Consider the following 24,281-nt stretch of genomic DNA (forward strand, 5'->3'; position numbering starts at 1 on the left):
GACGCACAGATCCCGGTGACGTCGAGCAGCGATTTCAACACCCGTCTCCAGGCGATCGTCGCGAAGAACGCCGCCAGCCCGGATGCCGCGGCCGCCAGGGCGATCGCCGGTGGCCGTGACGTCAGCTTCCAGGTTCTGACCGCCGGCGGTGTCGTCACGAAGGACAGCAAGAGCGACATCTCTCTCAGGAACACCTCCGGCGCCCGCAACGGCAATTCTGCGCCGTCGATTCTCATCGTCGGCGACATCTACGCGCCGACGGCGATCCTCAACGTGGCGACAGCCGCGGGCGGCGATCTCACCATCACGGCCAAGACCACCATCAAGGAGCTGAGGACCGATGTCGGCGGCGCCGTCGCCATCGGTCTGACGGAAGATCTGCGCACCTACTCCGTCGGCGGCGATCCCTACGGGCAGATCAAGGGAGTGCTCGAAGCGGGCTCCGGGCCGATGACCGGCAAGTCGGCCGCCGACATCGCTCGGGCGCTGGCGGGCTCGCAGGCGAGCGTCATTGCCAGCGGCGCGGTGACGATCAAGGCGCAGTTCCTCAACCTCAACGGGCTCGTGCAGAGCGGGCGCGACCTCTACCGGATCGTCATCGATCAGTCGGTCGAGAGCGAGATCCAGGAGATCCTCCGGAACCCCTATCGCACCGCGAACCTGAGCACGCTGACCCGCGACGGCTACTCGGCCAGCTACAACCGGCAAACCGGTGCCATCGAGATCGACGAGGTCGTCTCGACCGGCGGCCAGATCAACCTGACCGGCGTCATGCTCAACACCAACGCCGGCATCGGTGAGCTGCGGGCGCTGGGCGGTTATGCCAAGGTCGAGGTCGTCAATCAGCTCAACCGCGACGTCGTGCTCAACCGCATCGACCTGTCGCGGCGCGGCATCGGCACGATCGATATCAAGGATCTCGCCTACAAGACCGACGTGAACGGCAACGGCATCGCGGATGCCAACGACATCGTCTTCCGCCAGACCCTGATCCGGCAGGACGCCGACGGCGTCGTCACGCGCTACAGCGCCGATCTGAACAGCACCGGCGTCGAGATCGCCAGGTACGACGGCAGCAGCACGACGCAGTACGATCCGAGGTCCGGATACCGCTACGCCTTCACCATCGGCCAGGGCGCCAAGAACACCTACTCTCTGACGACGGGCACCTCGTCCTGGGCCGGCCTGGACTTCCTCGCCAAGGATCCGCCTCCCCTCAGCGCGTTCAACAAGGAGATCACCGAGAAGGCCGCTCTGCAGCCTGAATCGGCCTATTACTACATCGACGCCAGCAAGTCGGGTTACGCCTTCCTGGGTGCGCCCGAGTATACCCGGTCGGCCGAGAAGCCGAAGGAAGTCGCGAGCTGGACGACGAGCACTTGGTACGGAAAGAAGACTTATTACACCAAGTTCCAGACGGTCGATTACACGGAGACCCAGGCGACCCATAGCCTTGAGGCCGATTACGGCATCAAGATCAAGTTCACCGGTGAGCGCACCGGCACCGTCAGCATCAACTCGCAGGGCTCCGGCCGCGTGCTGATCGCGGGCGGCATCAAGAACGACAACGGCACCACGACGATCACCTCGGGCGGGACGATCCAGCACCTCAGCTCGACGGCGGCCATCACCGGCTCGCACGTCACGCTGCAGGCCGCGCGCGGCATCGGTGTCGGCAACGGCAACAATGCCACCGATCAGGCGCTCAACGTCACGACGGTCGGGGCCGGCAACACGCTCAAGGCCACGACGACCGCGGGCAACATCAACCTCAACGTCCGCACCATCGACAACGAACTCGGGATCGACCGGATCTCGGCGGGGGGCGGCTACGACGTGAAGCTCGTCGCGACGGGCGGCGTCACGGTGGCCGGCGAAGGCGTGGTGTCCGGCGGCTCGATCAACGTGGTCGCGGGCGGACGCTTCGGCTCCGAGGCGGCGCCGATCAAGCTCGACGGCGGCACCACCGCCCGCGACAGGACCGACATCACGGCGGCCGGTACGGTCGGCATCCGTGAGCTTTCGGGCGACCTGCGCCTGAACAGCCTGACGGCCAACGGCGACGTCTACATCAAGGTCGACGCCGGGAGTCTGCTCAACGTCAACAACGTCGTCGTGCGCGATGACCGCGTGGCGTCCCAGCTCATCAACGGCGTGTGGAAGGATCTCGCCCTCACCACCGCGGATGCGAACCTGAAGTTCGAGCGCACGCTCAGCGCCTACGAGAGCACCCGCGAGCGCGACTACAACGCCTACTGGGCCTATCGGAACCAGCAGCCCGATCCGTCCCGCTACAACAGCGGCTTCGAGGTCACCCTCAGCGAGAAGACCGGCGAACGCGCCTACTATACCGCCCTGTTCACGAGCCAGGCGAATGAGGCAGGCCTCACCGAAGCCGGCGCGGTGAAGACCTACGTCGACAACGCGATCAAGGCGCTCGAAACCAACCGGACGCTGCAGTACCGGGTGCTGCACGAGCAGTACGGCCGCTACGGCGACGTCTATCACGCCGACCTCTCGGGTGATTACGCGACCTACTGGGCGATCCGCGGCACGCAGCCGAACAGCGGCAGCTTTGATTCAGCCTACACGGTCCAGGGGAATGCTGCGGCGCTCGCCAAGATGCAGGCGGCGACGCATGCCGCGCCGATTTCCGGCGATGCGCTGATCGCGCGCGTCACGGCGCAAATCGCGCAGCTCGAGGCCGATCAGGGCAGCCGCCTGACGGAGGCCCAGATCGCGCAGCTCTACACCACGGCCATCGAGGCCGAGGCGCGCGGAACCAAGCTTTCGGGGACCGTGCTGACGGACTACGTCGCCGCGCAGATCAAGCAGATCACCGACTCGCGGACGATCGACTTCAACAACCTGAAGCTGGTCTTCGACGGCTTCGACGCCACGAATGTCACGAATTTCAGCGCCCAGTACGACCAGTATTGGCAGATGCGCGAGGCGGGGGACGCGGCGACGCTGCAATCGCAGGCCTACCAGGATCTCGATGCCCTCTTCTCGGGCTTCGGCAATCACTACGTGATGAAGCTGGGCGCCGCCTACGACCTCTACAGCACCTATCTCGCCAATGGATCGACCCGGATCAGCGGCGCCGAGCTGGCGGCGTTCACCGCGCAATTCACGGCAGACGCCGGTTCGCAGACCCTCGGCGAGGCGGCCCTGCGTCTGGCCACTTCCGACAAGGTGGCGGCGGCGGAAGCCGCGCTCAAGGCGGCCTACGCGGCGCTCCATCTCCGCTTCGGCGGGCTGGGCAACAGCTACGATGCATCGAAGGTCGCGGCCGAGACGACGGCCGTGCAGGCCGACTACGAAGTCTACTGGAGCTACCGCAACCAGCAGGTCGATCCGAGCGTCTACAACGCCGCCTTCGCGACCCGCCTCGCTGGTCAGGCGCTCATCGACGCCGTGGCCGCGGCCCGCACCACGGCGGAGACGGAGAACCTGAGTTCAGCCGCCATCGACGCAGCCCGCACCGCGGCGCAGAATCTGCGGTCGGCAGCGCTGACGGCGCAGTACCGCTCGCTGCACGCCTTCTTCAACAGCCTGCCGGGCTCCTACAACACAGCCGACACGCCCAACACGAACGCCCTGACGGCCAGCCGCAAGGCGGCGCCCGCCTTCTTCATCGACAAGGCGACGGCCGATGCCATCGACGCCGGCATCAAGCGCTGGACGCAGGAAGAGCTGCTGAGCGCCGTCGGCCAGGGCCTGCTCAAGGAGACGACCAGCACGATCGTCGACAAGCAGGACCCGATCATCAAGGGCGCCAACATCAAGATCGTGACGTCGGGCAATGTCGGTTCCGTGAGCGGAACCAGCCTGATCGATATCGGCCCCGGTGCCGCGCCGCTCACCCCGGATCAACAGATCGACCTCGGCGCCGCCGAGCGGAGCGACCTCGTCTTCCTCACGAAGGCTCCGATCACCGCCAACGTCATCTTCGGCCAGTTCGGCAGCCACGGCACCGTGACCCGCCAGGACGGCTTGGATTGGGATACGAGCGTCTTCTTCGACAAGAACAACGTGCTCTATAACGGGACGCTCTACATTGGGGGCGTGACGCCGAATGCTTCGGCCGAGACCTCGGTCGGCTACAAGATCATCAGCGTCGTCGGGAACGTCATCACCGTCGACAAGGTCTTCGGCAGCCAGGGCGTCGCCCGCAACATCGATATTGGTGTCAGCATTGCCGTCAGCGGCGAGGCGCCGCGCGTGACCGCCGAAGTCGCCTTCGACCTGCTCAAGGCGGCCCCGACGACCGTCACCGTCAGCTTCAGCAACGATACGGCGGCCAATCAGGGTGTTCTGACCCGGACCGACGGCACGGCGTGGGACAGCACCTACACGGTCGGCAGCACGCTTTACATCGCGGGCGGCACCGCCAACACCAGCGCGGCCTCCACGAGTGTCTACCGCATTGCTTCGGTCAACGGCGCCGTGATCCGCCTCGAGGCGACGCAGCTCTTCGTGGCCGAGACCGGCGTCACCGTGAATGTGGGCGTGCGTTCCACCGACGGCACCGGTGTGTCCGTGATCACCCGCGCGTCGGGCAACTTCCTCGGCGACGGCTTCAAGGACGGCATGCTGATCGGCGTCGCCGGCACCTTCGGCGTGACGTCGGGTAACGCGACCACCAAGGACACGAGTTTCACCATCAAGCAGGCGAGCGCCTCGACGCTCATCCTCGAGAGCGGAAGCACGCTCAAGACGGAGAGCGCCCGCAACGTCGTGCTGTTCCAGTCGGCCAAGGACGCGGGCAATCCGTTCAACCAGATCACCAAGCTGCTCATCCAGAAGCGCAAGGCGGTCGTCATCGACGGCACCGGCTCCCTCGATGTGACGGCAAACACCCAGATCTTCATCAACACCGCCGCCCTGCTGACCGTGGGCCGCGTGGAATCGCTCTCCGGCAAGGAGATCCGCCTGAAATCCTCCACGGGCCTCCTCAACGGCGGCGCGGCGGATGCGGTGAACATCAAGGGCGGCGACACCGTCCTCGAAGGCGGGGACGGCAGCGTCGGCGCCGCGACGCGAGTGATCGGCATCGATCTTACGACGGGCTCGACCCTCGCGGTCCGTGCGGCGGGCGACATCTTCGTCACGGCCCGCAACGGTGATCTGAACCTGGAATCCGCCTTCTCGCAGGGCGGCAACGTCACCTTCGTCTCGGAGAGGGGCAGCATCCTCGACGGTGTCCACACGGACACCAACAAGATCGTCGCGGCCAACGTCTACCTGAAGGCCGCCGGCTCGATCGGCGCCAAGGGCGACGCCATCGAGATGAAGCTGACCGGCACCGTCCGGGCCGGCGCCACGGGCGACATCGTCCTGACCGAGACGGAAACCAGCATGAAGGTGCTGGCCGTCACGACCAAGGGTGACGTGGTTCTGGCGGCCAAGGCCTCGATCCTCGACGCGGGCGACCTCTCCGACCCGCGCGACATCGATTCCGCACCGGTGGCCGGTTCGGGCCGTGCCAACGTGAGCGGCCACTCGATCACGCTCATCGCCCTCGACGGCATCGGCGTCGCCGGCGACGAGTTCGAGATCGACAGCAACGTCGGTGGCACGACGGACGGTGTCGTCACGCTCCAGAGCGGCTTGAGCAACCTCTACGTGGTGGAGACCGCCGGCGATCTCTACCTCGCCAGCGTCGGCACCGACGCGCAGCGCACGGCCTTCGTCACGGCGGTGGCCGGCAGCATCCTCAACGGATCGACCAACTACAACGAGACCACCGGCGGCAGCTCCAACCTCCGTTCCGGCAAGGCCTATCTCGTCGCCTCCGGCAGCATCGGCTCGGAGACCAAGCGCATCGTCGCCAACATGCGAAGCCTCGATGGCGACCAGTATGGTGGTCTCGAAGCCCGCTCGATCAACGGCGACATCTGGCTGTGGAACATCGGCGGCCTGCGCGTCGGCGGCGTCACCAGCGACACCACGGGTCTGCAGGCGGCGCGGGGCCGGATCGGCATCCGCACGTCGAGCCCGCTGACGATCGACAAGGACATTATCTCGTCCGGCGACATCATCGAGCAGGCCGGCGAAACGGGCTCCTCGGGCGACGACCTGACCGTCAAGGCCGGCGTCACGATCTTCTCGACCGGCGGCTCGGTGACGTTGAACGCCGGCGACAACCTGCTCGTCGAGGCGGGTGCGGTCGTGAAGGCGAAGGGTACCATCACCCTGCGCTCGGACTACAGCGCGAGCGGAACGCCCGACAACACGGCCTCCACGATCACGCTGTCCGGCACCTTCGTCGGTTCCTCGATCCTGATCGAGTCCGGGGGGAACGGCGACACGATCGTCCTGGACGGCACCTTCACGACGGGTCAGCGCACTATCGGCGGCGGGGCAACGGCCGCGACGGTCACGGAAGGCGCGATCACGCGCGACGGTGCCATCGAGCTGCGCGCCGGCGAGGGTGACAACACGATCACGATGGTGGGCGCCTACTCCACCGGCGCGCTGATCATCGGCTCGGGTTCGGGCAGCGACACGCTCGCCGACACGCAGGTGACCGGCGGCGTCACGCGCAAGGCCGAGGTCGGCGCGGATTCGGTGACGATCGCTCTCGGGGCCGGCACGAACACGGTCGGGCTCGGCGGCACCTACGTCGTGACCAATGCCGTGCAGCTCACGACGCTGGGCGGCGCCGACATCATCGGCCTGACGGGCAACATCGATGCCGGCAGCATCACCCTCGACGCGGGCGAAGGGGACAACCGCCTCACCCTCGCTGGCGCCTACAAGGCGCGGAACGCCCTCGCGATCCGCACCGGCGCAGGCAACGACCGGATCGACCTCCAGGGCAGCTACACGGCCGGCTCGATGGAGATCTCGGCCGGGACCGGGGCCGGCCGGAACGACCTGACGCTGAATGGCACCTATCGGATCGCTGGCGCCCTCACGATCTTGGGCGGGTCGGGCATCGACACCCTGTCCGACTCCGCCACGACAGACATCACGGCCGGCTCGCTGTCGATCAACCTCGGCGACGGCGTCAACACGGCCGATCTCGTCGGCGGCTACGACATCGCGGGGGCGATGGAATTCATCACCGGCAGCGCCGACGACGTCATCACCCTGAACGGCGGGATCAAGGCCGCCAGCTACACCCTCGATGCAGGCGGCGGGAACAACAAGATCACCCTGGCCGGCACCTACACGGTCACGAACGCGCTCACGATCAGGACCGGTGCGGGCAACGACATCATCGACTTGAAGGGCAGCTACACGGCCGGCTCGATGTCCGTGGATGCGGGCGCGGGCGACAACGCGCTGACGTTGACCGGCAGCTACAAGATCGACGACGCGTTCACGATCACCGTCACGGGTGGCACCGATACGCTGACCGACCTGCGGGTCGCGAATGGCGCAGTGGAGAAGGCCAGCATCGAGGCGAGCTCGCTCTCGATCGACCTCGGCGACGGGGCCAATACGGTGACCCTCGCCGGTATCTACCGCATCGGCGCCGCCTTCCGTCTCACCACCGGTTCGGGCCTCGACATCGTCAGCGATCACCGCAAGGCCGGTCAGACAGTCACGAATGCGCTCGACCTGACGGCCGGCACCATCACGATCGCGCTCGGCGACGGTGCTAACCAAGTCGCGCTCGCCGGCACGCTCGCCGCCGCGGACAGCTTCATCCTGGTTTCGGGCTCGGGCAACGACACCGTGGTGGATGCGGCGCTCGACGGCACGACGCTGCTCAAGAGCGCGACGATCACGGGCAAGACCATCGACGTGAATCTCGGCGCGGGCGACAACGCCCTGACGCTGCTTGGCACCACCATCGCCACCTCGACCCTGGCGCTGACCAGCCTCGGTGGCCGGGACCAGTTCGCCCTGCGCGGCCGGGTCCGCGCCGCGGCCACGGCCATCCGGCTCGGTGCGGGCGACGACAGGCTCGACCTCGCCGTCAGCGAGATCGCCGGGCACACGCAGGTCTTCGGAGAGGACGGCGCGGACACGATCAACGTCGATCGTCTGCCCTCGCTCACCAGCAAGACCGGCAGCGTCACCGATACGCTCGACATCGACGGCGGCCAGGACACGGACACGATCCGCATCCAGCTCGCTGGCGCCTCGTCCTACCGCATCAACGTGACGGATTCCGGCAATCCCGACCGTGGCGTCGACACCCTGACGATCCTCGGCACCGATGCCGCCGACCAGTTCCTGATGCGCCGGAACTTCGTCGCGCTCGTCCATCCGAATGCCGACGGCACCTATCCGGCGAACGCCGTCGTCGAGCGGATCAACTACGACATGAGCGTCAACGGGCGCATCATCGTCGAGGGCGGCAAGGGTGACGACCGCTTCGCGATGGACGACAACGCGGCGCTGATGACCATCGACGGCGGCGAGGGCAACGACTTCTTCCAAGTCGGCCAGGTCTTCGCGACGCCGCGCGACGTTCCCAACGGATTGCTCGTGGAGGACGCCTTCGAGACGACGAAGCTGTCCTTCGGTGGCTACCTGTCCCGCGGCATCTCGATCCCGGCCGTCATCTACGGCGGCACCGGCGACGACACGTTCCAGATATACTCGAACAAGGCGGACCTGCGCCTTGAGGGCGAGGACGGCGACGACACCTTCATCGTGCGCGCCTTCGCCACCGCGTCCGAGAACAAGATCAAGCTCAATGCCGGCGCCGGCAACGACCGGATCGAGTACAACATCAACGCGCCGCTCGACATCGATGGCGGCTCCGGCTTCAATAAGATCGTCGCGCTCGGAACCGAGTTCGCCGACACCTTCGTGGTGACGCGCGACGGCATCTTCGGTGCCGGCCTGTCGATCCGCTTCACCAACATCCAGGCGGTCGAGGTCGACGGCCTGGAGGGCGACGACACCTTCTACGTGCTCTCCACCCCGGCGGGCGTCGTCACCACGCTGATCGGCGGCCTGGGCAGCGACACCTTCCACGTGGCCGGCGACGTCAGCGGCGAGGTCGTCGCGCGCGACGCCAAGGGCAACGCGGCGGTCATCAATCACACGATCAGCAGCACCGACCCGGCCTTCAACGGCCTCTTCGTGCCCGGCATCAACGCGTCGGTCTCGGCGGCCGATGCGGGCTCCGTCAGCGATGGCGGCGGGCTGACCCTGCGCGAGGATTCCAGCGTCACGACGCCGGATGCCGCCGGCAGCAGTGTCGGCACCTATAAGATCGCACCGCCCGCGCCGAAGACGACTGCCCTGACCAGCACCGATTGGGCCGTGGTCACGGTCTCGGCGGCACAATCCTCGGCGCAGATGCGCGCACTGGCCGGCAATGCGGGCACCGTCCAGATCTCGACGGACGGCGTCACCTGGGCGGACGCCCTGACGCTGCGCTTCACCACCGTCTTCGACAACGCCACCAACACCTACGTCTGGACAGCCGACCGGACGGTGTTCGTTCGTGCCAAGTCGGATACGGCGCTGGAGGGTGATCAGAACGTGGCGATCGGCCACTCGGTGATCAGCTCCAACGCGGATGTCAGCGGCACCTTCGTCCGCAACACGCTGGTCAAGGTCATCGACAACGACAAGCCGGGGCTCATCATCGTCGAGAGCGGCGGCGCGACCTCGATCATCGAAGGCAACGGCAACAAGCCCCAGAACCAGGACAGCTACACCGTCGTCCTCAACAACGCCCCGCTGACCGGCGAAGTCGTGCGCGTCACGCTCGGCGCGTCGAGCACGGAGGTCGCCTTCACCAACGGCAACGGCACGCCGCTGCCGCGGGACGGCAGTGGCCGGGCCTATCTTGAATTCACGCTCGCCAACTGGGACCAGCCGCAGACGGTGCTGGTCTCCTCCCCGGCGGATCTGAAGCCCGAGAACCGCTTCGTCGCGGAGATCACCCACACCGTCACCAGCAGCCTGAACGGCACGGCGACGGAGGGCTTCTTCAAGGCGGCGCTCGTCGGCCAGCCCGTCGTGCGGGTGCAGGTGACCGACGGCAACACCGCTGGTGTGGTGGTGACGCCCAAGGAGGGCGGCGTCGTGGTGACGCCGAGCCAGACCTCCTTCTACGACGTCGTCCTGACCATGCCGCCGAAGGCGCCGGTGACGATCACGCTGGCCGGAGACGGCCAGACGATCACGTCGAGCGCGGACAGCCGGTTCAAGGCGGCCGACGGCACGAACCCGGCCACCATCACCTTCACCGCGGCGGATTGGGACCGGGCCGTTCGGGTCACCGTAGCGCGCGATCCCAACGGAGCGCGGACGACCTCGGATCTCAAGACCTTCTCGCGTCAGCCGCACGAACTCAGCAGCATCGAGGGGCCGCTGGTCCTGGAGGGTGGCGTCGGCCCCGAGAGCCGTTCGCTGACCCCGGCCATCGTCCTGCCGGGCGAGAACAACCCCGTCGTCAACCGCACCATCGTCGATGACGGACTGCCCGACTTCGACAAGGTGACGCTCTACAACGACTCTACCACGGCCGGCGTCTCCGGCACGGTGAGTGCCACGCATATCGACGGCTTCGGCATGTCGACGAACGACGTCACCACGGCCACGAGCAGCAGCAACACCGTGCGCACCTTCGAGGGCGGCGTGACCTATAACGGCATGCGGTCGGTCGAGCTGCTGCTCGGCTCCGGCGCTGACACGGTCACGGTGACCGGCACGGCCGTCGGCACCCTCACCGCGATCCATGGCGGCGGCGGCGCCGATACGATCACGGTGACCGGCTCGCAGGGCACGCTCGCCCTGTTCGGCGACACCACCGCCGACGGCAGCCGCTACGACTCCACCTTCGAAAAGCAGACCGGACGCGGCTACGGCTTCCGCGACGAGGGGACCCTGGATCGCGACAACACGATCGTCAGCCTCAACGACATCATCGATGCCTCGGGCGCGACCGGCCTCGTCATCATCGACGGCGGCGCCGGCAACGACACGATCACCGGCGGCAAGGGGCGCAACATCATCGCCGGCGGCACCGGCAACGACACCATCGTCGGCGGACCGGCCGCGGACACCATCCTCGGCGATTCCAGCCTGAACCTCGACGACGTCCGCCGCATCGTGACGATCGCCGATCCGTTCATCGATCAGCCGCGGGCCGCGGGCACCGACACGATCGACGCCAAGGGCGGCGACAACGTCATCGTCGGCGATCACGGCCAGATCTATCAGGACGGCTCGGCCACCGCGGGCATCGCGCTCGAGGGCACCCACGTCGTCAGCCGGATCGTCTCGACCTTCACCGGCATCGGCGGCGGCGACCGGATCACCGCGACCGACGGCAACAACATCGTCATCGGCGGCTTTGGCGCCGACACCATCACCGCCGACGCGGGCAACCACGTCATCCTCGGCGACAACGGCGAGGCGGTGTTCGAGAACGGCGTCCTGACCAGCCTGCGCAGCATCGCCGGGGCGACCGGCGACGCCGACACGATCACCGCATCCGACGGCGACACCACCATCATCGGCGGCGCCGGCAAGGACGGCATCACCGTCGGCAAGGGCACGCATGTGATCCTCGGCGATACCGGCGAGGCGCGCTTCGTCCCAGGCACGCGGATCATCAACGGCGTGTCCGTCCCGGTCCCGGTCCTGACCAGCATCAAGACCACGGACGACGAGGCGGCCGTCGGTGACGACGACAGCATCGAGACCGGCGACGGCAACGTCACCGTCATCGGCGGGGCGGGTGCGGACAAGATCACGCTCGGCAAGGGCACGCAGGTCGTGCTCGGCGACAGCGGCTCGGCCACCTTCACGAACGGCAAGATCGCGACCATTGCCTCGATCGCCACCGCGGTCGGCGGCGGCGATACGATCAAGGCGTCCGACGGCGACACGACGATCATTGGCGGCGCGGGCGCCGACACGATCGATGTCGGCGCGGGCAACCACGTCATCCTCGGCGACAACGGCAGGGCCGTGTTCACCGCGGGTGCGCTGGTCTCGATCGAGAGCATCGATCCCGAGATCGGCGACAACGACGCCGTGACGGCCAGGGACGGCAGCGCCACGGTCATCGGCGGTGCCGGCGCGGACACGATCACGCTCGGCAAGGGTACGCAGGTCGTGCTCGGCGACAGCGGCGCGGCCACCTTCACGGACGGCAAGATCGCGACCATCACTTCGGTCGCGACCGCGATCGGCGGCGGCGACACGATCACAGCATCCGACGGCGACACCACGATCATCGGCGGCTTCGGTGCCGACACGATCGACGTCGGCGCGGGCAACCACGTCATCCTGGGCGACAACGGCAGGGCCGTGTTCACCGCAGGCGTCCTGGTCTCGATCGAGAGCATCGATCCCGGTATCGGCGGCAACGACGTCATCACCGCCAAGGACGGCAACGTCACGGCGCTCGGCGGGGCGGGCGCGGACCGGATCACGCTCGGCAAGGGCACCCAGGTCGTGCTCGGCGACAGCGGCTCGGCCACCTTCGCGAACGGCAAGATCCAGGACATCACCTCGATCGCGCCCGAGATCGGCGGCAACGACACGATCACGGCGGCTGACGGCGACACCACCATCATTGGCGGTGCCGGCTCGGACGGCATCGACGTCGGCGCGGGCAACCACGTCATCCTGGGCGACAGCGGCAAGGCCCGCTTCGCCGCCGGCGCACTGGTCTCGATCGAGAGCATCGATCCCGCCATCGGCGGCAACGACGTCATCACCGCCAAGGACGGCAACGTCACGGTCATCGGCGGCGCGGGCGCGGACCGGATCACACTCGGCAAGGGCACGCAGGTCGTGCTCGGTGACAGCGGCTCGGCCACCTTCGTCGATGGCGTCATCGCGACGGTGACCTCGACCGCGACCGAGATCGGCAGCAACGACACGATCGAGGCGACCGAGGGCGACACCACGATCCTCGGCGGTGCGGGTGCGGACACGATCAAGGTCGGCGCGGGCAACCATGTGATCCTGGGCGATAGCGGCAAGGCGGTGTTCCGCAACGGCCGAGCCCAGCGCATCGAATCGATCACGCCCGAGGTCGGCGGTGCCGACATCATCACGGCCGAGGACGGCGCCTCGCGGATCATCGGCGGTGCGGGTGACGACACCATCACCACCGGCGCGGGCAACCACGTCATCCTCGGTGACAGCGGCGAAGCCGACTTCACCGTGACGGTGACGAATGGGGTCACGACCAGCGTGCTGGCGCGCATCGCCACCGCGGCGCCCTCCATCGGCGGAAGCGACACGATCACCTTCGGCGCGGGCAACAACGTCGTGCTCGGCGGCATGGGCGGCGACACGATTAAGGGCGGCGACAAGGGCGCCGTCATCCTGGGCGACAACGGCATCGTCACCTTCGATGCCCTCGGCCGGATCCAGCGCGCGCTCTCCTTCGACACCGCGATCGGCGGCGACGACAGCATCACCATCGGCGATGGCAACAACGTCGTGCTCGGCGGTACGGGCCGCGACACGATCACCATCGGTGACGGCAACAACGTCGTGCTCGGCGACAGCGGTCAGGCCGATTTCGAGGCCGGCATCATCGTCGAGATCGCCAGCATCAGTCCCGAGGTCGGCGACAACGACACGATCGCTCTCGGCAGCGGCCGCAACACCGTCATCGGCGGTGCCGGCGGCGACAGCATCACCGCGGGCATCCGTAACGGCGTGAAGCTCGGCACCGGCACCAACGTCATCCTCGGCGATGCCGGCCATGCCCGGCTCACCACCACCGGCCTGCCGATCGTGGTCGAGACGACCTACGACAACGTCGGCGGCGACGACACGATCACCGTGGGCGACGGCGTGGCCGTGATCCTCGGCGGCTCGGGTAGCGACATCATCGCGGCCGGCAACGGTCGCAGCACGGTGCTCGGCGACAACGGTCAGGCGACCTTCGACGCGCAGGGTCGCGTCCTCCAAGCGGCGACCACCGCCGCCACGGCGGGCGCACGCGACGAGATCACCCTCGGCGATGGCGGCAGCGTCGTCATCGGCGGCGTCGGGGCCGACAAGATCCAGACCGGATCGGGCGCGGACGTGATCCTCGGCGACAATGGCAGCGCCGTGTTCGTGAACGGGGTCCTGGTCTCGATCGAGACGATGGAATCCACCTTCAGCGGCGGCGACGCCATCGTGGCGGGCGAGGGCGACAACGTGGTGTTCGGCGGCGTCGGCGCCGACGACATCACCACGGGGGCCGGTCTCGACATCATCCTCGGCGACGACGGCGCGGCGACCTTCGCGCAGGGCAAGTTGGTGCGCGTCTCGACCAAGAACGAGAGCGTGGCGGGCGACGACATCATCCGCGCGGGCGACGGTGACAACGTCGTGCTCGGCGGCTCGGGCAACGACACCATCACCACCGGCATCGGCGCCGACCTCGTGTTCGGCGACAACGGCGCCGTCGACTTTGTGGACGGCGTCCTGCGCGAGGCTCTCAGCGAGCGCGTCGGCGGCGGCGGTCGCGATACCATCGTCACCGGTGCCGGCGCCGACCTCGTCATCGGTGGCCTGGGCGGCGACACGATCGATGCCGGCAAGGACGACACGGACGCTGATATCGTCTTTGGCGACAACGGCCACATCACCTTCGATGCCCTCGGCCGCGTCTCGCTCGCCGAAACCGTCGATCCGACGCTCGGCGGCGACGACGAGATCCTGGCCGGCGCGGGTGCCAACCTGATCCTCGGCGGCGCGGGCTCGGACACGATCACCACGGGTGCCGGCGCGGATATCGTGCTGGGCGACAACGGCAGCGTGACCTTCGCAGGCGGAATCCGCCTTGAGGCCAAGAGCGACCTGTCGGGCGGCGCGCGCGACACCATCCTAACCGGTGCCGGCGCCGACCTCGTCATCGGCGGCCTGGGCGGTGACACCATCGATGCCGGCAAGGACGACACCGACGACGACATCGTCATCGGCGACAGCGGTCACATCACCTTCGACGAACTGGGCCGCGTGATCCGCGCCGAGGCGACCGATCCGACCGCCGGCGGCGGCGACAGCATCGAGGCCGGGTCTGGCAACAACATCGTCATCGGCGGCGCGGGCTCCGACACGATCACCGCAGGCGTTGGTGCGGATGTGGTCCTGGGCGACAATGGCTTCGTGACCTTCGCAGGCGGAATCCGCCTTGAGGCCAAGAGCGATCCGGCCGGCGGCGCGCGCGACACGATCCGGACCGGTGCCGGCGCCGACCTCGTGATTGGTGGCCTGGGTGGCGACACCATCGATGCCGGCAAGGACGACACCGACGACGATATCGTCTTCGGCGACAACGGCCACGTCACCTTCGACGAACTGGGTCGCGTCAAGCTCGCTCAGAGCATCGACCCCACCAGCGGCGGCGACGACAGCATTGAGGCCGGGTCTGGCAACAACATCGTCCTCGGTGGCGCGGGTTCCGACACCATCACCACGGGTTCGGGTGCCGATGTCGTGCTGGGCGACAACGGTGCAGTGACCTTCTCAGGCGGAATCCGCCTCGAACTGACGAGCGGCCGTGACGGCGGCGCTGGCGACACGATCACCACCGGTGCCGGCGCGGACCTCGTCCTCGGCGGCCTGGGTGCCGACACGATCGATGCCGGAAAGAACGATGCCGATGCCGACATCGTCTTCGGCGACAACGGCCATGTGACCTTCGACGGCCAGGGCCGCGTGAAGCGCGCCGAGAGCCTGGATTTCGGCCTCGGTGACGACGACAGCATCGATGTCGGTGGCGGCGACAACATCGTCGTCGGCGGCACCGGTGCCGACCGGATCACGGCGCTCGGCGGCAACGACGTGGTGCTCGGCGACGACGGTCGCGCCACCTTCGAGGCTAGCGGCCGCGTCAAGCGGGCCGAGAGCTTCGACCTCGGCTTCGGCGGCAACGACACGATCGATGTCGGAGCCGGCGACAACGTGGTCATCGCCGGAGCCGGCAGCGACGTCGTGACCGCGCTGGACGGCAACGACGCAGCAATCGGCGACGGCGGCTACGCCGAGTTCGAGGCCGGCGTGCGCGTGGTCTTCGTCTCGGCCGATGCGACGGGTGCCGGCAACGACCGGATCGCGGTCGGTGACGGCGACAACGTCGTGCTCGGCGGCTCGGGCACCGACACCATCACGACCGGCGCGGGTGCAGACATCGTGCTGGGCGACAACGGCACGATCCGCTTTGCAGGCGGAATCCGTCTGGAGATCGTCAGCGACCGGACCGGCGGCGCCTCCGACACGATCACTACCGGAGCCGGTGCGGATCTCGTGCTCGGCGGTCTGGGCGGCGACACGATCGATGCCGGCCAGGCCGATGCGGACGCCGACATCGTGTTCGGCGACAACGGCCACGTCACCTTCGACGCGACGGGCGGCGTGATCCGTGCAGAGAGCTTCGATGCCGGCTTCGGCGGCAACGACGAGATCAAGGTCGGCGGCGGTGACAACCTCGTCATCGGCGGCACCGGGGCCGACACGATCACGGCGCTGGGCGGCGGCGACATCCTCATCGGCGACAACGGCTACGCGGTGTTCGAGGCCGGCGTGCGGATCGAGTTCGCCTCGACCGACACGGCCGATGGCGGCAACGACCGGATCGAGGCCGGGGACGGCGACAACCTCGTGATCGGCGGCTCCGGCAGCGACACCGTCACCACGGGTGCGGGCGGCGACATCGTGCTCGGCGACAACGGTCTCGTCGCCTACGAACTCGGCATCCGGGCGCGGGTGGTCAGCGACCGCAATGGCGGCGCGCGCGACGTCATCGCCACGGGTGCGGGCACCGACGTGGTGCTCGGCGGCCTGGGCGCGGACACAATCGATGCAGGCCGGCTGGATACGGATGCCGACATCGTGTTCGGCGACGACGGCCAGATCACCTTCGATGCGCAGGGTCGCGTGAAGCGGGCCGAGAGCCTTGATCCGGGCTTTGGCGACGACGACACCATCGACGTCGGCGGCGGCGACAACCTCGTCATCGGCGGCACGGGCGCCGACGTGATCACCGCGCTGGGCGGCAGGGACATCGTGCTCGGCGACCAGGGCTATGCTCTGTTCGCCGCCGGTATTCGCGTCGAGGTGGCCTCGACCGAGACCGGCGATGGCGGCAACGACCGGATCGACGCGGGCGACGGCGACAACGTCGTATTCGGCGGCTCAGGGACCGACACCATCACCACGGGTGCGGGTGCGGATATCGTGCTCGGCGACAATGGCCTCGCCACCTTCGAACTCGGCATCCGTGCCCGCATCGTCAGCGACCGCAATGGCGGCGCGCGCGACGTCATCGCCACCGGTGCGGGCGCCGACGTGGTGCTCGGCGGTCTCGGTGCCGACACGATCGATGCCGGCCAAGCCGACGCCGATGCCGACGTGGTCTTCGGCGACGACGGCCAAATCACCTTCGATGCGCAGGGCCGGGTGAAGCGGGCCGAAACCCTCGATGTCGGCTTCGGCGGCGACGACGAGATCAAGGTGGGCGGCGGCGACAACCTCGTCATCGGCGGCGCGGGCAACGATGTCGTCACGGCGCTCGGCGGCAACGACGTCGTCATCGGCGACCATGGCTACGCCGTGTTCGAGGCCGGCGTGCGCGTCGAGTTCGCATCGACCGACACGACGGATGCCGGCAACGACCGGATCGAGGCCGGCGACGGCGAGAACATCGTGCTCGGCGGTTCGGGCAGCGACACGGTCGTCACGGGCACCGGCGGCGACATCGTGCTCGGCGATAACGGCCTCGTCCGGTTCGAACTCGGCATCCGTGCCGTCATCCAGAGCAGCCGCGATGGCGGAACGCGCGACGTCCTCAGGTCGGGTGCGGGGGCCGATATCGTCCTCGGCGGTCTGGGCGCCGACACGATCGATGCCGGCCGGGACGATGCCGATGCCGACATCGTGCTGGGCGATGACGGCCGCCTCACCTTCGACGCTCAGGGCCGCCTGAAGCGCGCCGAGAGCCTCGATCCGACCTTCGGTGACGACGACATGATCGAGGCGGGCGGTGGCGACAACATCGTCATCGGCGGCGCGGGCACGGACACGATCACCACGCTCGGCGGCAACGACGTGATCCTCGGCGACAACGGCACCGCACTGTTCGAGGGGGGCGTGCGCGTCGCATTCGCCTCGACCGATCCGGATGACGGCGCCCGCGACGTGATCAAGGCCGGCGACGGCGACAACATCGTCATCGGTTCCGCCGGTTCGGACGACATCACCACGGGCTCGGGCGCCGACATCGTGCTCGGCGACATGGGGGTCGTGACCTTCGAGAACGGCCTCGTCCGCGAGGTCTACACCACCGATGAGCGCCGCGGCGCAGGCGACGTCATCCGCGGCGGTGACGGCGACAACATCGTCTTCGGCGGCGCGGGCCGTGACGAGATCACCACCGGCAAGGGTGCGGATCTCATCCTCGGTGACTTCGGCGAGGCGAGCTTCACCGGCGGGCGTCTCGTGCGCGTAGCCAGCCTCAACCCGAACCGCGGCGACGACGACACGATCGTGGCGGGCGACGGCGACAACGTCATCCTCGGCGGCTTCGGCAGCGACACCATCACCGCCGGCTCCGGCGCGGACGTGGTGCTCGGCGACAACGGCCTTGCCACCTTCCGCACCGATGGCAAGCGGATCCTCGTCCGCACCACGGATGTGGAGATCGGCGGGACCGACACGATCGCGGTGGGCGACGGCGACAACCTCGCCCTTGGCGGCACGGATGCCGACACGATCACCACCGGCAAGGATGCCGATGTGATCCTCGGCGACTTCGGCAGCGTCAGCTACGACGCGGCCGGCCTGCTCGCGCAGATCCTGTCCACCGACACGGGTTTGGGCGGCAACGATACGATCACGGCCGGCGACGGCAGCGACATCGTCCTCGGCGGCTTCGGCGCCGACACGATCACGGCGAGCGACGGCGCCAAAACCGTGCTCGGCGACAGCGGTCAGATTGACCTCACGGCCGGCGTGCCGACCCTGATCCAGACGTTGACGCCGGCTCTCGGCGCGGCCGACACGATCAAGCTCGGCAACGGCCGCAAGCTGATCCTCGGCGGTGCCGGCGGCGACCTCATCGATGGCGGGTCCGGCGATGTGGTGGTGCTCGGCGATGCCGGCCTCGTCCGGCTGGTCAATGGCAGCCCGGTTCGGGTCGAGACCACCGATGTCGAGGTTGCGGGCGACGACACCGTCACGCTCGGCGCCGGCAACGGCGTGGTGCTCGGCGGCTCGGGTGCCGACCGGCTGACCCTGGGCACCGGCCGCTCGGTGGTGCTCGGCGACAACGGCAGCGTCGATCTCGACGCCTCCGCCCGTCCCATCGAGATCACCTCGACGGCGCCGGAAGTCGGCGGTCGCGACACCATCGTGGTGGGCGACGGCGGCTCGGTGGTGATCGGCGGCGTCGGCGCCGACACGATCACGACGGGCTCGGGCTCGGACGTGATCCTCGGCGACAACGGCGCGGTGACGCTCTCGGCTCTGGTCCCGGTCTTCGTGCGCACCACGAATGCGAGCGTGGGCGACGCCGACGAGATCCGGGCGGGCGAGGGCGACAACGTCGTGCTCGGCGGCGTCGGTGGCGACACGATCGTCACCGGCTCGGGCCGCGACACGGTGTTCGGCGATGCCGGTCAAGTGCGCTTCGACGCGAAGGGCCTGGTCGAGCGGGCCGAGAGCCTGGACACGGCCATCGGCGGTGACGACACCATCGAGGCGGGCGCGGGCGACAACCTTGTCCTCGGCGGCGCGGGTGCCGACACGATCACGACGTTGGGCGGGTCCGACATCGTGCTCGGCGACAACGGCGTGGCCGTGTTTGCCGACGGCGTGCGGGTGCGCGTGGCCACCACGGCGCCGACGGACGGCGGCAAGGACAAGCTGAACCTCGGCGACGGCGACAACCTCGCCCTTGGCGGCACGGATGCCGACACGATCACCACCGGCAAGGATGCCGATGTGATCCTCGGTGACTTCGGCAGCGTCAGCTACGACGCGGCCGGCCTGCTCGCGCAGATCCTGTCCACCGACACAGCTCTAGGCGGCGACGACATCATCGAGGCGGGCGCGGGCGACAACCTCCTCCTCGGCGGCTTCGGCGCCGACACGATCACCACCGAAATCGGCGCGGACGTCATCCTCGGCGACAGCGGCGAGGTGCTCTACGCGGGCGGTCGCCTCGTCCAGGCGCGCAGCCTGGATGCCGGGATCGGCGGTCGCGATGCGATCAAGGCGGGCGAGGGTGCCAACATCGTCATCGGCGGCATGGATGCCGACGTGATCGAGACCGGTTCCGGTCGCGACGTGATCCTGGGCGACAGCGGCCTCGTGCGCCGCGACCCCGATGGCCTCGCACAGGCGGTGTCGACCGACACCGCTCTGGGTGGCGATGACACGATCCGGGCGGGCGAGGGCGACAACCTTGTCCTCGGCGGCTTCGGCAGCGATACGATCGACACCGGGGCCGGCGCGGACATCGTGCTGGGCGACAGCGGCGAGGCCCAGTTCGAACTCGGCGTGATCGCCTCGGTGACGACGCTCGATGCCCTCAACGGCGCGGGCGACACGATCCGGGCGGGCGATGGCGACAACCTCGTCCTCGGCGGTCTGGGTGGTGATGCGATCACCACCGGCATGGGCAACGACTCCATCGTCGGCGATCAGGGCCGGGCCGGCTTCTCCGGCGGCGTCATGGTCGTGCTCGAGACGATCGACCCGACCGCCGGCGGCGACGACCAGATTGTGGCGGGCAACGGCGACAATCTCGTCCTGGGCGGCATCGGTGCGGATCGGATCGTCACCGGTACGGGCGCCGACATGATCCTTGGCGACAACGGCCGGGCGGATCTCGCCCTGTCCGCCGGTCGCGCGGTGATCCGGCGTGTGGCGGCGACCGATCCGCTGGCGGGTGGCGACGACCGCATCGAAGCCGGCGACGGCAACGACTACGCGGCCGGCGGTACCGGGGCCGACGTGATCCTCGGCGGCGGCGGCCACGACGTGCTGTTCGGCGACCACATGCTGTACGACCGGGCTCTGCCGGTGAATCAGCGCGCGGTCTCGATCTTCGCCGCGGCGACCGATGGCGGCGGCAACGACACGATCGAGGGTGGCGCGGGCGACGACTTCCTTTACGGCCAGCAGGGCGACGACATGCTCTCCGGCGGCGAGGGAGACGACGACATCACCGGCGGGCACAACGTGCTTGGCGGAGCCGACGGCGACGACCTCATCAATGGCGGCGACGGCGCGGACGTGATCCTCGGCGACAACGGCGTCATCACCCGCAACGTGCTCGTGGACGACGTGAAGTCGGTCACGTGGCAGCGCAATCCCGGCACTTTCGCCGACACGGTGATGCGCGACGCGCTGCGCTTCGACCTCATGGACTTCGTCGGCGGCAACGACGCGATTGCCGGCGGCGCGGGTGATGACCGGATCTTCGGTCAGATGGGCGACGACCTCGTCTACGGTGAGGAAGGGTCCGACGAGATCGTGGGCGGCCTCGGCCGCGACAGGATCGATGGCGGTACCGGCGTCGACTATCTCCTCGGTGACGAGGGCCGGATCGTCCGCGCCTTCACGACGGACGGCGCGGCGGTCCTCAACAGCGACGGCACTTGGCACCGCGACGTAGTGCTGGAGGAGATCGGCACGGTCACGGCCGCCATCGCCACCGACTCGCAGTCGGCCGCTGCACGCACCGCCGACCTCGCCGAGAAGCTGGCGCAGGCCGACCTCGTCCTCGCGGTGGGCGCCCGTGACGGGTCGGGCACCCGCCTGACCACGGCGGGCGGAGCCTGGGCGACCTCCGCACTGACCGTCTCGCTGGCCAGGGCCGACGACGACATCATCGCGGGCGGCGACGGCAACGACGTGCTGTTCGGCCAGCGCGGCAACGACACCCTGATGGGCGGGGCCGGGGACGACCTGATCTACGGCGACCGCGCCTCGAACCTGTCGGAGATCGCCTCCGACAAGCCGACCATCGTCAACGCCGTCCGGCTGATCGGTGCCGCGGCGGAGACCGGCCTCGTTCTGCCGCTCGGCGGCGAGGTCGTGGTGCCGGCCCTCAACTTCCTGCCCGGCGCGTTCGGCGCCGGTACCCCGCGCATCGAGGTCTATCCCTCGATGGCGGGTGTGGTGTCCGACATCGCCGGGTCCGATCCGATCCGGCGCGGTGACGGCGCGATGCTCACCGTCATCGCCTCGCTGGTTCCGAGCCTCTACGGTACCAACAACGTGCTGGCGGGCAACGACGTCATCGAGGGCGGCGCGGGCAACGACACGATCTACGGGGACAGCAGCGAGACCTACACGCTCGACGTGACGGCCTACGCCGCGCTCAACGGCCAGATCGACAAGGTTTCGGCCTCGGTCTCCGACCTGCTTGGCGTCTTTGCCACGCTCAGCCGCGGTGTCGACTTCCTGCAGGGCGGCCCGAGCCGGACGATCACCTACGGCAACGACACCATCACCGGTGGCGAGGGCGACGACTTCATCGTCGGCGATGCCGCCCGCACCATCGTGCAGGGATCGGGGCCGCTGCGCAGCCTGTCCATCGACGCGGCCCTCGCGCTCAGCGACGCCCTTTCCGACATGCGCTCGGTCATCACCGACCTCGCCATGACCGGCCGGGTCGCGCAGGCCGCGGTGACGGTGAAGCTGGAGACGATGGCGCAACGGCCGCTGAACCAGATCCTCGCCGATGGCCTGTTGGAGGGCACGGGCACGAACCACGTGGTGTCGATCGGCAACGACAACATCGATGGCGGAGCGGGCGACGACCTCGTGGTCGGCGACACCCTCGTCATGTTCCAGCCCGGCGTGGCGCGCGGCCTCGCGGTCAACGATCCTGCAACCGCGTCCGCGGCGGCCCAGGTCGAGGCGGCCGTGGCGGCCCGTGCCGGCGAGCGGTTCTCCGCGATGCAGCAGCATCTGACGGCGGACTACCCTGTCGATCTGAAGTCGGTGGCCCTCCACTGGATGGTCTCCATCGCCTCTCGTGGGGATAGCTTCCTAAGCGGGAACGACCGGATCGATGGCGGCGACGGCAACGATCTGCTGATTGGCGATACCGGCTTCATCCAGTTGCCGGCCACCAATGCTGCGCAGAGCCAGCGCGTGACGGCCGCGGCCCTCGCCGAGGATCGTGCCCAGGTCGAAGCCCGCGTGCTCGGCGCGGGTGCGACCGGCCTCGGGGGGGATCTCGATGCCTGGAACCGCTCGGCCTGGGACGCCTTGGCCGCGAGCGTCGTCAGCTGGCGCAACCCGCTCTACGGCGGGCTTGCTTGGAGGAGCCCGTTCGGCTTCGGCGGCCAGCAGAATCTGACCGCGGGCTACCGCGCTTGGATCGGGGCTCCAAGGGATGCCCGGTTCGACCTGCAGAGCGTGCTGTTCGACATCCGCTTCATCCTGGGCGTTCCGGATGCGGCGCAGCCGGCCTCCGGCGTCTATGCCGGTGCGATTAAGGCGGGGGAGGACATCATCTCGGGCGGTGCGGGCAATAACCGGATTTTCGGAGCGAAGGCGACGCTTGTGCCGACGGTCGATGCCAACGGTCAGATGGTTGGGCCGAACGCCTTCACGGTGCTACTGCCCACCAATCTCGGGATGCTGCAGGGAAGCTTCACGCCGCTGATGTTCCCGAACAGCATCGGCGTGATCAATACGGCCGGCGTCGGAACGCAGTTCCTCAACTTCCACTACGGTGTCACCGTCGCCGGGAGATGGGGTGCCTCGTCGCTGGCGACCTACGCTCAGACCTACGGCGCTTCCGCTGCGAATCCGTTCGGGCTCAACGCTGCGACGCCACAATACGGGGTTCCCCAGGGGGCGCAGACCGGCGCGGATCAGGTCAGCGAAGGTGACAGCGGCATTAAGGTCATCGGCTTCTATAAGAAGCGGGCGATCTGGTCGTTCGATGCCGGCCTGACCCTGCCGTCCTTCTCGGCCACAGCGGCCAACACCCTGACGCCGACCTCGGTCGCCGGTCGCCCGGCCATGATCGAGGCGATCGCCCACAAGCCGCTGCTAGCCAACGAGGTGATCCGTTCCATCGAAGGCGGCAACATCGTACTGCGCGGCGCCAGCCGGCCGGCCTCCAACCCGTCGAAGTACGACACGTGGTTCTTTGACGAGGCCAAGGGCAGCTTGGTGGAGCAGGCGAAGAGCGAGGACGACATCCTCTTCCTCGCCAAGCGGTTCGGTAATCCGACGCTGCCGACGAAGTGATCGCGGCCAATAAGGCTGCCGACGAGACCTCGAAGCCGCCGTCCGACTTTGATCGGGCGGCGGCCTCGATCATTGTCGTGGATGCAACTCGGACGGTTCGGCCACGGCGATCGCCGCCGAAA

The 24,281-nt window shown here is 68.4% G+C and carries 1 protein-coding gene (only partly in view); it reads left to right on the forward strand.

Annotation, left to right across the window (positions count from 1 at the left end; genetic code table 11):
- Positions 1-24,159, forward strand: the 3' portion of a protein-coding gene (locus tag HNR01_RS11240) for an LEPR-XLL domain-containing protein (protein WP_183667778.1). It extends 21,258 nt beyond the left edge of the window; 24,159 of the gene's 45,417 nt are visible here — the last part of the coding sequence; the start codon falls outside the window, past its left edge; its stop codon occupies positions 24,157-24,159.
- Positions 24,160-24,281: the final 122 nt, after the last annotated feature.

The sequence above is a fragment of the Methylorubrum rhodesianum genome, assembly GCF_014199985.1.
GTDB lineage: Bacteria > Pseudomonadota > Alphaproteobacteria > Rhizobiales > Beijerinckiaceae > Methylobacterium > Methylobacterium rhodesianum.